The organism is Micromonospora sp. NPDC049679, assembly GCF_040659735.1.
Taxonomy (GTDB): domain Bacteria; phylum Actinomycetota; class Actinomycetes; order Mycobacteriales; family Micromonosporaceae; genus Micromonospora_I.
Window position 1 is genome coordinate 1 of record NZ_JBFANZ010000068.1, and the last position, 14092, is coordinate 14092.

At 70.9% G+C, this 14092-nt stretch carries 11 protein-coding genes and 1 pseudogene; 11 read left to right on the forward strand and 1 reads right to left on the reverse strand.

The window, feature by feature from the left end:
- Positions 1-54: 54 nt before the first annotated feature.
- From AB0J06_RS25530 to AB0J06_RS25580, 11 genes are all read left to right on the forward strand, one after another.
- The gene (locus AB0J06_RS25530; protein WP_357432092.1) at positions 55-1644 is read left to right on the forward strand and encodes an ABC transporter permease subunit; all 1590 of its coding nucleotides are present in this window, start codon (positions 55-57) and stop codon (positions 1642-1644) included.
- The gene (locus AB0J06_RS25535; RefSeq protein ID WP_357432094.1) at positions 1641-2537 is read left to right on the forward strand and encodes a sugar ABC transporter permease; all 897 of its coding nucleotides are present in this window, start codon (positions 1641-1643) and stop codon (positions 2535-2537) included. Before AB0J06_RS25530 ends, AB0J06_RS25535 begins: the two co-directional genes overlap by 4 nt.
- Before the next feature lie 54 nt (positions 2538-2591).
- Positions 2592-4421 carry a glycoside hydrolase family 13 protein gene (locus tag AB0J06_RS25540; protein WP_357432096.1) on the forward strand — a complete coding sequence of 610 codons (1830 nt, stop codon included), beginning with the start codon at positions 2592-2594 and terminating at the stop codon, positions 4419-4421.
- Between the two features lie 211 nt (positions 4422-4632).
- The gene (locus AB0J06_RS25545) at positions 4633-4974 is read left to right on the forward strand and encodes a hypothetical protein (RefSeq protein WP_357432098.1); all 342 of its coding nucleotides are present in this window, start codon (positions 4633-4635) and stop codon (positions 4972-4974) included.
- Positions 4975-5251: 277 nt separating this feature from the next.
- Entirely contained in the window at positions 5252-6325 is a 1074-nt protein-coding gene (locus AB0J06_RS25550) for a BMP family ABC transporter substrate-binding protein (RefSeq protein WP_357432108.1), read from the forward strand.
- A 209-nt stretch (positions 6326-6534) separates the two neighbouring features.
- The gene (locus tag AB0J06_RS25555; protein WP_357432110.1) at positions 6535-8013 is read left to right on the forward strand and encodes an ABC transporter ATP-binding protein; all 1479 of its coding nucleotides are present in this window, start codon (positions 6535-6537) and stop codon (positions 8011-8013) included.
- Positions 8010-9350: an ABC transporter permease gene (locus tag AB0J06_RS25560; RefSeq protein WP_357432100.1), complete on the forward strand. Its 1341-nt coding sequence runs from the start codon at positions 8010-8012 to the stop codon at positions 9348-9350. The genes AB0J06_RS25555 and AB0J06_RS25560 overlap by 4 nt, the downstream gene beginning before the upstream one ends.
- 2 nt (positions 9351-9352) lie before the next feature.
- Positions 9353-10621 (forward strand): ABC transporter permease, encoded by a 1269-nt coding sequence (locus AB0J06_RS25565; protein ID WP_357432102.1) that lies wholly within the window; start codon positions 9353-9355, stop codon positions 10619-10621.
- A gap of 30 nt (positions 10622-10651) precedes the next feature.
- A complete protein-coding gene (locus AB0J06_RS25570) occupies positions 10652-11347 on the forward strand; it encodes a cytidine deaminase (RefSeq protein WP_357432112.1) in 696 nt (231 codons plus the stop codon).
- Between the two features lie 137 nt (positions 11348-11484).
- Positions 11485-12765 carry a thymidine phosphorylase gene (locus AB0J06_RS25575; protein ID WP_357432104.1) on the forward strand — a complete coding sequence of 427 codons (1281 nt, stop codon included), beginning with the start codon at positions 11485-11487 and terminating at the stop codon, positions 12763-12765.
- 104 nt (positions 12766-12869) lie between these two features.
- The gene (locus AB0J06_RS25580) at positions 12870-13550 is read left to right on the forward strand and encodes a DUF4272 domain-containing protein (RefSeq protein WP_357432106.1); all 681 of its coding nucleotides are present in this window, start codon (positions 12870-12872) and stop codon (positions 13548-13550) included.
- On the opposite strand, the pseudogene AB0J06_RS25585 reads toward AB0J06_RS25580, so the two are convergent.
- Positions 13505-14092: pseudogene (locus AB0J06_RS25585) on the reverse strand (hypothetical protein); the annotation flags it as partial. The gene AB0J06_RS25580 and the pseudogene AB0J06_RS25585 sit on opposite strands and share 46 nt — an antisense overlap.

The following is a 14092-nucleotide window of genomic DNA, read 5'->3' on the forward strand; positions in this document are numbered from 1 at the left end:
GCTCGGTCGGCTCGGCGACGACGACGTGGCCGTACTCGGCAAGCTCGGTGTGGCGTGCGTACTGGATCTGCGCCGCCCGACCGCACCCGCCCCATCCGCAACGCCGCCCCGGTCACTGCCGCGGCGCTCGCCGTCAAGACGATCCTGCTCGGCCTGACCGCCGGGATCGCGATCTGGGCGGCCTTCCCGCTGATCGACGCCGAAGCATGGGTCGGGCTCGGGCTGCTCGCCGCGACCACCGCGGGGCTGTTCTACCTCTACCTGAACCGCCGGCACATCCCGCTGAAATACCTGGTCCCCGGCACGCTCTTCCTGCTGGCCTTCCAGGTCCTCCCGGTGCTCTACACCGCCAGCACCTCGTTCACCAACCTCGGTGACGGGCACCGGGGCAGCAAGGACGACGCGATCGTCGCGATTCAGACCGCTTCGGTGAAGCGGGTGCCGGGCACCACCGAGTACGCGCTCTCCGTCGCGACCACCGGTGATCCCGCCACCGCGCCGCTGGTCTTCCTCGTCACCGACCCGCAGACGGGGAAGGTCTCCGCCGGCGACTCCGGCGGGCTGCGTCAGCTCGATCCCGGTGACGTCACCGTGGCTCCCGGCGGCAAGGTCACCGCCGCCGACGGCTACACGATCCTCAACTTCGGCCAGGCCAGCACCCGCAGTCAGGAGATCACCGACCTGATCGTGCCGACGCCCGGCGGGGCGCTGCGTTCCAGCGGCCTGTCCCGCGCGTACGAGGGCAAGGCGGTCCGGGCGTACGACGCCGGCTGCGACTGCGTCCGCGACGCCGACAGCGGCAGGACCTGGACCGCCGACGCCAGCGCCGGTGCGTTCGTGGCGGCGGACGGCGAGCGCCTGGCACAGGGCTGGAAGGTCAACGTCGGATTCGGCAACTTCACCCGCATCGTCACCGACGAGAACATCTCCGGACCGTTCCTGCGCACCCTCGTCTGGAACGTCGCCTTCGCCGTCGGCTCGACCGGCGGCACCTTCGTGCTCGGCCTGCTCTGCGCGCTCGCCCTGCATTCGCCCCGGATGCGGGGGACCAACCTCTACCGGATCCTGCTGATCCTCCCGTACGCCATGCCGTCCTTCGCGATGCTGCTGGTCTGGCGGGACATGTTCAACACCGACTTCGGGTTGGTGAACAACCTGTTCGGACTGAACGTGGACTGGTTCGGGCAGGACTGGTCGGCCCGGGCCGCGGTGATCATGGTGCAGCTCTGGCTCGGCTACCCGTACATGTTCCTGGTGGCCACCGGCGCGTTGCAGGCGATCCCGCGGGAACTCACCGAGGCGACCTCGGTCGACGGCGCCTCGCCCTGGCAGTCGTTCCGGCGGATCACCCTGCCGCTGCTGCTGGTCGCGCTCTCGCCCCTACTCATCTCGTCGTTCGCGTTCAACTTCAACAACTTCAACGCGATCTACCTGACCACGGACGGTGGTCCGTTCCCGGCAGACAACCCGAGCGTCGGGGCCACCGACCTGCTGATCACGTACACCTATCGGCTCGCTTTCGGCGGGCAGGGCGGCCAGTACGGGTTCGCGGCAGCGGTGTCGGTCTTCATCTTCGCCCTGGTCGCGGTGATCTCCGCGGTGAGCTTCCGCCGCACCCGGAAACAGGAGGAGGTGTACTCGTGAGCACAGCTACGGTGCGTGGGCCGGTGGCGAACCGGAACACCCGCGGTCGCTGGTTCGTCCGGGTCGGCTGGCGTCACCTGGTGGCGCTGCTCGCCCTGGTGTTCAGCCTCTTTCCGATCCTGTTCGTCTTCTCGGCGGCGCTGAACCCGCTCGGCACACTCAACTCGACGGATCTGGTGCCGACCGACGGCGTATCGTTCGCCAACTTCGGCAAGCTCTTCGCCGACACGGCGTTCGGCCGGTGGTTCCTCAACTCGCTGCTGATCGCCGGACTCGCCGCCGCCGCCTCGGTCTTCCTGTCCGCCCTGGCCGCGTACGCGTTCAGCCGGATGCGGTTCCGTGGTCGCCGGGTCGGCCTTCTCTCCCTGCTGCTGATCCAGATGTTCCCGCAGTTCCTGGCGATCGTGGCGATCTTCCTGATCTTCACGACGGTCACCGGTCTGTGGCCGACGCTCGGCTTCAACACCCCGTGGGGGCTGGTCCTGCTCTATCTCGGCGGGGCTCTCGGCGTGAACACGTGGTTGATGAAGGGGTTCTTCGACACGCTGCCGCGTGAACTGGACGAATCGGCGACGATGGACGGCGCCACCCACGCGCAGGTCTTCTTCCGGATCATGTTGCCGCTGGTGGCGCCGATCCTGGCGGTCACCGGGCTGCTGGTGTTCATCGGCACGATCAACGAGTTCCTGATCGCGAACGTGTTCCTCACCAACCCGGAGTCCAAGACGCTCGCCGTCGGGATGTACGGCCTGATCGCCGGCGACCAGCGCGACAACAACTTCGGGGTCTTCGCCGCCGGCACCCTGTTGACGGCGGTCCCCACCGTGTTGGTCTTCCAGGTGCTGCAGCGTTACATCGTCTCCGGCCTGACGGCGGGGGCCGTCAAGGGATGAATCGGAGGGGTGGTTGCGGTGGCAGCGCCGCGGCCTGACCGGTCAGGGTTGTCGGTGGGCGATGACGGATCGGTGCGGGCCGGCTTGTCGTCGCACCATGACGGGTCGGCGCTGTACGTGCCGGAGCAGGCGCCGCGGCTCGGTGAAACGGTGGCGGTGTTCCTCCGGGGGCCGGCAGACGTACGGCGGGTGTACGTCCGCTCCACACCGGACGGTGAGCCACGCTTCGCCGAGGCGGCGGTGGAGCGCCGCGACCCGAACGGTGACGTGTGGTGGCGCGGCGAAATCGAGGTCCGCAACCCGGTGACCTCGTACCGCTTCCTGCTCGATGGGAGCGGTGGACGGCGCTGGCTCACCGCGCTCGGCGAGATCGCCCACGACGTGCCGGACGACACGGACTTCCGGCTCGTCGCGTACGACCCGCCACCGGAGTGGGCGCGCGATGCGGTGGTCTACCAGATCTTCCCCGACCGGTTCGCCCGCTCCGCGGCCGCGGCCGAGCGCACCCCGCCGCACTGGGCCATCCCGTGCGAGTGGGACACCCCGGTCGTCGGAAGCGGCCCGGAAACGTCGTCGCAGCTGTACGGCGGCGATCTCGACGGGATCGCGTCGCGCCTCGACCACCTCGACCGGTTGGGCGTCAACACCGTCTACCTCACGCCGATCTTTCCGGCGCGCTCCAACCACCGGTACGACGCGGCCAGCTTCGACCACGTCGACCCGCTGCTCGGCGGGGACGCCGCGCTGGCCCGACTCGCCGACGCGGTGCACCGCCGTGGCTGGCGGCTGCTCGGTGACATCACCAGCAACCACACCGGCGACGCGCATCCGTGGTTCACCTCCGCCGTCTCGGATCCGGCGTCGCCGGAGCGGGAACTCTTCTATTTCGACGAGGACGGCGCCTACGAGTCGTGGTGCGGCGTGACGTCGCTGCCGAAACTCGACTGGGGGAGCGCGGAGCTGCGGCGGCGCTTCGCCGACGGACCGGACTCGGTGCTGGCGCGTTGGCTGCGCGCACCGTACGGGCTGGACGGTTGGCGGGTGGACGTGGCGAACATGACCGGCCGGCGCGGCGCCGACGCGTACACCCACGACGTGGCGCGGTTGCTGCGCCGCGCGGTGACAACGGCCCGGCCGGACGGACTGATCCTCGCCGAGCACGGCCACGACTACACGCGCGACCTCGACGCCGACGGCTGGCACGGCACGATGAACTACCCGGGCTTCACGGATCCAGTGTGGAGCTGGCTGCTGGCGGAGGGCGTGCGGCTGCCCAATTTCCTCGGCGTGCCGGGCGGGGTGCGTCGGCGGGACGGGCTCGACGTGCTCGCCACCATGCGGGCGTTCGCGTCGCGGGTCTCCTGGCGGTCGTTCACGCACTCGTGGCAGCTGCTCAGCTCGCACGATTCGGCCCGCATCCGCAGCGTCGTGGGTGACGCGTCGCGTCACGAAGTCGCCGCTGGGCTGGTCTGCACCCTTCCCGGCACGCCCATGATCTTCGCCGGGGACGAGCTCGGGCTGCGCGGCGAGAACGGGGAGGCGTCGCGCACCCCGATGCCGTGGGACCGCCCGCAGAGCTGGGACGGGGCCACGTTCGCGCGTTACCAGCAGTTGATCGCGCTGCGCCGCGCCGAACCGGCGCTGCGCGACGGGGGCCTGCGCTGGGTGCACGCCGAGGCGGACACCCTGGTCTTCCTGCGCGAGGCGGCCAGCGGAAGCGTCCTGGTGCTCGCGCGCCGGGCGCCGGGCACCCCCGTGCGGCTGGTCGGCCTCCCCGGCGGCGACAACGTGTACGGCGGCGCGCCGGCCCTGAGCCCGGACGCGGAGGGGGCGATCACCCTCCCCGGAGACGGCCCGACCTTCCAGGCCTGGCACCTCCCCTGACCCCGCCCGACCGCGCTGCCGCTCCACCCGTCGACCGCTCCACCCGTCGATCGCTCCACCCGTCGATCAAGGACAAATGCGCGCGATTAGAGATCAATCCGTGTGAACACGGCCTTGATCGACGGGGAGGTCCGGGCGGTCGGTGGCGGGGCGGCGGGGGAAGGGTGTGCCCTCCTGTTGCGCTGCGATGCGGCTGGGAGAGGATGTGCCCGTGGAACCTCTGCGGCTTGTGCTGCTCTTCGTGCATCTGATCGGCTTCGCGCTGCTGCTCGGCGGCGCGATCACGCAGTACCTGACCGGACGCCTGAAGATCAACCGCGCGATGCTCTGGGGCGCGGCGATCCAGGTATTGACCGGGCTGGGTCTGTCCGCGCCGCTGCGCGACGGCGACGAGCCGGCGCTGGCGAAGCTCGCCACCAAGTTGGTCCTGGGGCTGATGATCTTCGTGATGGTGTTCTTCTCGCGGAAGCGGGAATCCGTCAACCGGGGCCACTTCCTCGCGATCATCGGCTTGACCCTGCTGAACGCGGCGGTCGCGGTCTTCTGGCGGTGACGCGGACCGCCGGTAGGAGGCCGGGAATGGGACATTTTCCAGTTAGGGTCAGCCGTTAGGGTGGCCTTCACGGTCCCCATGAGTGATCTCGGGCACTGGCGAGTTACGCGAGGGTAACGGCGTCCCAACAGTCGTGCACGATTGTCGGCCGTTGGGCGGTCACCGGCGTACGCTCCCGTCCGGAGTGCGTCCGGGCCGATCGGCTGGACGAGGAATCGCAATACCGCAACGTGGCGGTGTGCTATGGAAGGAGACCGTCTTGCGCGCTTCGCGTGGGATGCGGATCGTCTCGGTATTCGCAGTGGGCGGGCTCGCGCTGAGCGCCGCCGCGTGCGGTGAGGCGCCGAAGGACAACAAGGGCGGCGGCGACGCGGCCAGCAAGTACACCGCCTGCATGGTGACGGACACCGGTGGCATCGACGACAAGTCGTTCAACGCCGGCGCGTGGGCCGGGCTGCAGGCCGCGCAGAAGGCGCAGAGCAACGTCGAGCCGAAGTACGTCGCCTCGGCGGCGGAGGCTGACTACCAGCCCAACCTGACGCAGTTCGTCAACCAGAAGTGCAACTTCATCCTCGCGGTCGGCGGCCTGATGGGCGACGCGACGAAGAAGGCGGCGCAGACCCACACCGCCCAGGAGTTCGGCATCGTCGACTCCAAGATCGCCGACGTCACCAACGTCTACCCGATGCAGTTCGACACCGCGCAGGCGGCGTTCCTCGCCGGCTACCTCGCCGCGGGCTACTCGAAGTCGGGCATTGTCGGCACCTACGGCGGCATGAAGATCCCGCCGGTGACGATCTTCATGGATGGCTTCGCCGACGGCGTGGCGCACTTCAACAAGACCAAGAACAAGACCGTGAAGGTCGTGGGCTGGGACAAGGCCGCCCAGAACGGCACGTTCGCGGATGTCTTCACCGACCAGGCCAAGGGCAAGTCGATCAGCGACACGTTCGTCGCCCAGGGCGTCGACGTGATCATGCCGGTCGCCGGTGGCACCGGTCTGGGCACCGCCGCGGCGGCGCAGCAGTCCGCCGGCAAGTTCTCGGTGATCTGGGTGGACTCGGACGGCTGCAAGAGCGCCGCCCAGTACTGCTCGGCCTTCCTCAGCACCGTGGAGAAGGGCATCGCGGGCGCGGTCGAGCAGGCCGTCGTCGCGGGCGCCAAGGGCGAGAAGCTCGACAACGCCAAGGGCTACGTCGGCACGCTGGCCAACAACGGCGTCTCGCTGGCCCCGTACCACGAGTTCGACAGCAAGGTCCCGGCCGAGCTGAAGTCGGAGATCGAGAAGCTGAAGGCCGACATCGTGGCTGGCACGATCAAGGTCGAGTCGCCCAACTCGCCGACCAAGTGATCCTGTGCCGCCGGCACGGGCCGGTCTGACCGACCACCGTTCGGCGGCCCCGGAATCGGGAACGCATCCGGCCGTGGTGCGGTCGCGGGAAACACCCGCGACCGTGCCACGGCCGAAGCCCCTGACAGCGATCGTGCGAGGAGACTCCGCTGAGACTCGAACTGCGCGGCATCACCAAACGCTTCGGTGACCTGGTCGCGAACGACCACATCGATCTCACGGTGGAGCCCGGAGAGATCCACGCCCTGCTCGGCGAGAACGGCGCGGGCAAGTCCACCCTGATGAACGTCCTGTACGGGCTGTTGCAGCCGGACGAGGGGGAGATCCTCGTCGACGGCGCCCCCGTGCAGATCCACAGCTCCCGCGACGCGATCGCGGCCGGCATCGGCATGGTGCACCAGCACTTCATGCTCGTCCCGGTCTTCAGCGTCGCGGAGAACATCATCCTCGGTGCCGAGAAGGTCCGCGGCGGCATCCTCGGCTGGCTCGACCGGGGCCGTGCCCGGCGCGAGGTGCTCGATGTCTCGACCCGCTACGGCCTGCGGGTCGACCCGGACGCCGTCGTCGAGGACCTGCCGATCGGCATCCAGCAGCGCGTCGAGATCATCAAGGCGCTGACCCGCGAGGTCGACCTGCTGATCCTGGACGAGCCGACCGCGGTGCTGACTCCGCAGGAGACCGACGAGCTGCTCGCCGTGATGCGCACGCTCAAGGCCGACGGCAAGTCGATCGTCTTCATCACGCACAAGCTCAAAGAGGTCAAGGCCATCGCCGACCGGATCACCGTGATCCGGCGCGGCCGTACGGTCGGCACCGCCAGCCCGGACGCCACCGAGGACGAACTCGCGGCGCTGATGGTTGGCCGCGAGGTGAGCCTGGTGGTCGAGAAGGCGGCGGCCACGCCGGGCGCGCCGGTGCTGGAGGTGAGCGGCCTCGCGATCAACGACGAGCGCGGTCACCGCGCCGTCGACGGGATCGACCTCGTGGTCCGGGCGGGTGAGGTGCTCGGGATCGCCGGGGTGCAGGGCAACGGGCAGACCGAGCTGGTCGAGGCGATCATGGGCCTACGGCCGGCGCTGGCCGGGACGATCACCCTCGACGGCGCCTCGATCGTGGGCCGGAGCACCAAGGAGGTCCTCCGCGCCGGCGTCGGGTACGTGCCCGAGGACCGCAGCGTGGACGGCCTGGTCAAGGAGTTCACCGTCGCGGAGAACCTGGTCCTCGACCTGTACGACCAGGCGCCGTTCGGCAACGGGCTCGTGCTGCGTCCGGACCGGATCGCGGCGTCGGCGAAGGAGCGGATCGCGCAGTTCGACGTGCGGACCTCCTCGCACGAGTCGCCGGTCGGCACCCTCTCCGGCGGCAACCAGCAGAAGGTGATCGTCGCGCGGGAGCTGTCCCGGCCGCTGAAGCTGTTCATCGCGTCGCAGCCGACCCGTGGTGTGGACGTCGGCTCGATCGAGTTCATCCACAGTCAGATCATCCGCGAGCGCGACATCGGCACCGCCGTGCTGGTGGTCTCCAGCGAGCTCGACGAGGTGATCGGGTTGGCCGACCGGATCGCCGTCATGTACCGCGGCCGGATCATCGCCGTTGTCCCGCCGGAGACCCCGCGCGAGGAGATCGGTCTGCTGATGGCGGGCATCACCGGCGATGGTCCCGCGTCCGACGAAGAGGTAACCGCATGAGCACGCCTGACAAGGAGCCGGCGGTCGGGCCGGCGGACAAGACCGCCGCGGGCCCCGAGGGCGTCGCGGTCGACCCGGCCGTCGCCACGACGGACGGACCGGACCGGGGTACGGAGCGGGACGACTCGTTCCTGCAGAACTTCCTGCACAACCTCTGGGCGGCGAACACGGTCACCGTCACCGTGCTCTCGATGGTGCTGGCGCTGGTCATCGGCGCCGTACTGATCATCTTGTCGGACCCGGACGTGCTCGCCACGTACTCCTACATCACCGCACGCCCCAGCGACGCGTTCAGCGCGAGCTGGACCCTGGTCAGTGAGGCGTACGCGAACCTCTTCAAGGGAGCGATCGTCGACCCCGCCGCGGTCACCGGCTGGCTCGCCGGGGAGAACGGGTGGCAGGCGGTCTTCGCCCCCCTCTCGGAGACCCTCACCTACGCGGCGCCGCTGGTCTTCACCGGCCTCGCGGTGGCGCTCGCGTTCCGGGGCGGCCTGTTCAACATCGGCGCGCAGGGTCAGGCGATCATCGGCACTCTCACCGCCGCCGTCGCGGGCTTCGTGTTCCCGCTGCCGGTCGGGGTGCACCTGATCGTCGCGCTGCTCGCCGGCGCGCTGGGCGGCGCGCTGTGGGGCTTCATCCCGGGCCTGCTCAAGGCGCGCACCGGGGCGCACGAGGTCATTACCACGATCATGCTCAACTACACCGCCGGGCTCTTCCTGGGCTGGGTCATCCTGCAGCCCGGCGTGCACGACCCCGGTCGTTCCGACGCCATCAGCAAGCCGGTCGACAGCTCTGCCCAGTTGCCCGCGCTGCTCGGCGGCGGCCTCCGGGTCAACCTGGGCATCGTGCTGGCGGTCGTGGTCACCGTGGGTGTGGCGTGGCTGCTCAACCGTTCGGCCTTCGGCTTCGAGCTGCGTGCCGTCGGCGCGAACCCCGACGCGGCGCGCACCGCCGGCATCAGCGTCACCCGCACGTACGTGCTGCTGATGGTGATGGCGGGCGGGCTCTCCGGGCTGGGCGGGGCGACCCAGGTGCTCGGCACGGCGCACACCCTCACCTCTCAGGTGGCGGGCAACATCGGGTTCGACGGCCTGCTCGTGGCGCTGCTCGGCCGGACGAGGCCCTGGGGGGTCTTCCTCGCGGCGTTGCTCTTCGGCGCGCTCCGGGCCGGTGGCAACCGGATGCAGTCGTTCTCCGGCATCTCGCTGGAGCTGGTCACCGTCGTCCAGGCGCTGATCGTCATCTTCATCGCCGCGCCGGCCCTCGTGAAGGCGATGTTCCGGCTGCGCGCCGCGCGCGCGGCCCGGCTGCAGACCTCCGTCTCGAAGGGCTGGTGACCATGTCCACCGTGACTGTGGAAGACCTCGCGGACGTGGTCGCGCCGCGCCGGTTCTGGACGCGTGAGCGTAAGACCGGCGCCGTCTTCGTGGCGCTCGGCGTGCTCGCGGCCGCCCTCTTCGGTGCGCTGGCACCGGCCGAGACGGCCCGGTTCACGCTCAGCGAGGACGCCAGCGGAGCGGCGTTGAAGATCAACGGACAGTTCGGCGCGATCCTCTTCGGCATCGCGACCGTCGGCGCCGGCGCGGCCCTGCTGGCCGGCGTGGCCCGGCGGTGGACGAGCTGGCTGCTCGGGCTCGGCATCCTCGCCTTCGTCCTGTCGTTCCTCTGCTGGCAGGTGGCGGGGAAGTTCATGCCGCTGGTCGACACCGCCGAGGGATCTCTCGAGCTGGCGCTGCCGCTGATCCTCGGCGCGCTCGCCGGTGTGCTCTGCGAGCGCAGCGGCGTGGTCAACGTGGCGATCGAGGGACAGTTCCTGATGGGCGCGTTCGGTGCGGCCCTGGTCGGCACGATGGCGGCCAGCGTCTGGGTCGGCCTGATCAGCGCGGTCATCGGGGGCGTGATCATCGCGTTGCTGCTCGCCGTCCTCGCCATGCGCTACCTGGTCGACCAGGTGGTCCTCGGCATCGTGCTCAACCTGCTGGCGCTCGGGCTGACCGGCTTCCTCTACGAGCGGTTGATGCAGCCGCAGGCGGCGACGTACAACGAGCCGCCGCGGATGCCCACGTGGCGCATCCCCGGGCTGGCCGACATCCCGGTCGTCGGGCCGGTGCTCTTCGACACCAACCCGCTGGTCTACCTCGCGCTCATCCTGGTCGTCGTTATCAGCTTCGGGCTCGCGCGGACCCGGTGGGGGCTGCGCACCCGTGCCGTCGGCGAGCACCCGACCGCCGCCGACACGGTGGGCATCCGGGTCAAGGGCACCCGTTACCTCAACGTTCTGCTCGGTGGGGTCGTGGCCGGCGCGGGCGGGGCGTTCTTCACGCTCGTCTCCACCGGCAGCTTCAACAAGAACATGACCTCCGGCGCCGGCTTCATCGCTCTCGCGGCGCTGATCTTCGGCCGGTGGACGCCGGTCGGCGCGTTCTTCGCGGCGCTCTTCTTCGGGTTCGCCAACAAGCTCGCCACCTATCTCAGCGCGATCGGCAGCCCGGTGCCCAGCCAGTTCCTCAACATGCTGCCCTACCTGGCGACCCTAGTCGCCGTGGCCGGGCTGGTGGGTCGGGTACGGGCGCCGGCGGCGGACGGCAAGCCGTTCATCAAGGGCTAGAGCGTGTGGCATAGGAACGGGGGCGTCACGATGGAGATCGACTGGACAGAGCTGCGGGCGGCGGCGACCGAAGCGATGCGCAACGCCTACGCGCCGTACTCGAAGTTCCCGGTCGGCGCGGCCGCGCTCGTCGACGACGGTCGCGTCGTGGTCGGCTGCAACGTGGAGAACGCGGCGTACGGCGTGGTGCTCTGCGCGGAGTGCGGGGTGGTCTCCGCGCTGCACGCGACCGGCGGTGGCCGGCTCCTGGCGCTCTCCTGCGTGGGCGCCGACGGTGAGCCGCTGATGCCCTGCGGTCGGTGCCGGCAACTGCTGTGGGAGCACGGCGGTCCGGAGTGCGTGGTCGAGGCGGTGCCCCGCCCGCTGCGGATGGCCGAGCTGCTGCCGCACGCCTTCGGGCTGGAGGATCTCACCGCGGCGGCGGCGCCGACCGAGCCCACCGTGCCGGCACGGCTCGCCCAGTGGCGTGGCGGGGGCTCGGTCTTCGTGCATCCCGACTCGTCGGGGGGCCAGCAGGTGTGGACGGGCTACTGGGAGCGCTCGGAAGGCGCCGCGGGTGCCCGGACCGGCATCCTGGAGGAGGCCCCCACCTGGCCGGACGCCGAGGCGGCGATCGCCTGGGGTCGCGCCCGGACGCCCCGGGTCGTGGTCGTGGACGCCGAGGGCGCGATGTTCTGGGCAGGCGAGGGCGAGCCGCCGACGGAGATCCCGGCGCGTTGGGGTTGAGTTCATGGGGATGGGGCCTGCCGTACCCGGCTCCGGGCGGTCAGGCCTGATCCCTCCGCCGGGCACCGCAGGCCCCATCCCGCTGTGGGCACGGCCGCGGCTCGGGACCTGCCATGACGACGAAGAAAGATGATCTGATGAGTGCTTTCACCGCGGTTGATGTCATCCGGACCAAGCGGGACGGGGGTGCGCTCTCCGACGCGCAGATCGACTGGGTGATCGCCGCGTACACGCGGGGCGAGGTCGCCGACGAGCAGATGTCGGCGCTGGCCATGGCGATCCTGCTGCGCGGCATGACGTCGGCGGAGATCGCCCGCTGGACCGCGGCCATGATCGCCAGCGGGGAGCGGCTCGACCTCTCCAGCGTCTCCCGCCCGACCGTCGACAAGCACTCCACCGGCGGCGTCGGCGACAAGATCACCTTGCCGCTGACCCCGCTCGTGGCGGCCTGCGGGGCGGCCGTGCCGCAGCTCTCCGGCCGCGGACTCGGCCACACCGGCGGCACCCTCGACAAGCTGGAATCAATTCCCGGCTGGCGGGCGGTACTGAGCAACGACGAGTTCACCGCACAACTGCGCGACATCGGCGCGGTCATCTGCGCCGCCGGCGCCGGGCTCGCCCCCGCCGACCGCAAGCTCTACGCCCTCCGCGACGTCACCGGCACGGTCGAGGCGATCCCGCTGATCGCGAGCTCGATCATGAGCAAGAAGATCGCCGAGGGGACCGGCGCCCTCGTCCTCGACGTCAAGGTCGGCTCCGGGGCGTTCATGAAGTCCGTCGAGCACGCCCGCGAGTTGGCCCGCACCATGGTGGACCTCGGCGCCGCGCACGACGTGCGGACCGTCGCGCTCCTCACCGACATGTCGACCCCGCTCGGTCACGCCATCGGCAACGCGATCGAGGTCGCCGAGTCCGTGGAGGTGCTCGCCGGCGGCGGCCCCGCCGATATCGTCGAGCTGACGCTGGCGCTCGCGCGCGAGATGCTCACCGCCGCCGGGCTCCCGGACGCCGACCCCGCGGCGGCGCTGCGCGACGGCCGGGCGATGGACGTCTGGCGCACGATGATCCGGGCCCAGGGCGGCGACCCGGACGCGCCGCTCGCCACCGCGGCGGAGGTCGAGGTCGTCCGCGCCGACCGGGACGGCTTCGTCGCCGGCATCGACGCCCTCTCCATCGGGCTGGCGGCCTGGCGACTCGGCGCGGGCCGCGCCCGCAAGGAGGACGCGGTCAGCGAGGCGGCCGGCGTGGTGCTGCACCGCAAGCCGGGGGACCCGGTCCGCGCCGGCGACCCGCTGTACGAGCTGCGGGCCGACGACGGCAAGCGGATCCCGGACGCGCTGGAGGCCGCGCGCGACGCGGTCGTGCTCTCCGAGCAGGCGCCCGTCCCGGCGCCACTGGTCATCGAGCGGATCGCCTGAGCCAGCCGCACGTGGCGCGTGGTGGGCGGCAGCGGGAAAGGCTATCCTGCCTCGCCGGGGGCCCGACCGGGCTGCACGACGCCGACTAGCAGGGAACCGAGCACGTGACCGTATCCGCTCCCGACCCCCGGGCGATTCGCGAGGCCAGCGTCGACGAACTGCGCCGGCTCGGACTTCCGCTGCCGCCCGCGCAGTACCCGCTCGTGTGGGAGCCGGGCGACGAGGTGGAGCTGCGCCCGACCGGTGAGCTCGAGGCCCGTACCGCGATCCTGCACGTCGTGCTGGCGCGCTGCTTCGGCATGCCCGCCGAGGCCGCGATGAGCTGGATCCTCGGTTCCCACCTGGTCGACCTGGTGACCCCGCCGGAGTGGCAGTTCATCATCGGCGGCCGGGGAGATCATCGTTCGTTCGTGCTCCACCATGACGCGATCTTCGCGTTGGGCTGGGTGCTCGGGCTGACCCGGCACCTCGACCCGCTCGAGCCGGTCGACAACCGGATGATGGAGCTGCTGCCCAACCTGCCGGCCGATGAGACGTTCGCGCAGTGGCGCTCGCGCATCCTCGCCGCCCCCCGCGACGCCGCCGAGGTGGCGGCCCTGCTCGACCTCTACTACTGCCTCGACTGGGCCTACCTCGAAGCCGAGCGGCTCGGGGCGCCGCACCCGGGAGTGGTCGACGCCAACGCCATCGGGCAGCGGCGGTGGGGCCTGGAGTGGGCGGTCATCCTGCGCGGGCCGTATCACGAGCCGCCGGCGGGGTGGGAGGAAGTCGACCTCTCGACCTGAGCGCGGGCCGGGCGTGGCCGGTAGACGCCGAGCCGGACCGCGGCGGTGACGGTCACCGGCTCGGGGAGCGCGCGGATCCGCTCCGTCAGGCGCTCCGGGTCGGCGTGCCACGCGCTCGGGCCCATCCCGGCGAGCGTCCCGGCCTCGGCGTGCGTCAGCCGCAGCACCCGTCGGTGCGTCTCCTCCCGCTCCAGCGCGAAGTGATCCGCCAGGCTGCCCGCCACCCGCTCCGCCTTGTCCGGGTCGACCCGCAGCAGCCCGAGCCGGTCGACCAGTTCGGCGAGGTGCTCGCCGGCCGGCGTCACCACCAGCAGCGCGCCGTCACTGCGCAGCACCCGCGCGAACTCCCGGCCGTTGCGCGGCGCGAACACGTTGAGCAGCAGACCCGCGGAGTTGTCGGCCAGCGGCAACCGTCCCCACGTGTCGCAGAGCGCGGCCCCGGCCCGGCCCAGGCCGGCAGGAGCTGCACCCCGCCCAGCGACACTCCCTGGGAGAAGAAGCTCAACAGCGGCACGAGGGCCATCTGGAGCGGCACGATCTGC

Coding starts and splice junctions, on each gene's coding strand:
- AB0J06_RS25570 (WP_357432112.1), top strand. CDS start 10,652: ATGGAGATCGACTGGACAGAGCTGCGGGCGGCGGCGACCGAAGCGATG.
- AB0J06_RS25550 (WP_357432108.1), top strand. CDS start 5,252: ATGCGGATCGTCTCGGTATTCGCAGTGGGCGGGCTCGCGCTGAGCGCC.
- AB0J06_RS25575 (WP_357432104.1), top strand. CDS start 11,485: ATGAGTGCTTTCACCGCGGTTGATGTCATCCGGACCAAGCGGGACGGG.
- AB0J06_RS25565 (WP_357432102.1), top strand. CDS start 9,353: ATGTCCACCGTGACTGTGGAAGACCTCGCGGACGTGGTCGCGCCGCGC.
- AB0J06_RS25560 (WP_357432100.1), top strand. CDS start 8,010: ATGAGCACGCCTGACAAGGAGCCGGCGGTCGGGCCGGCGGACAAGACC.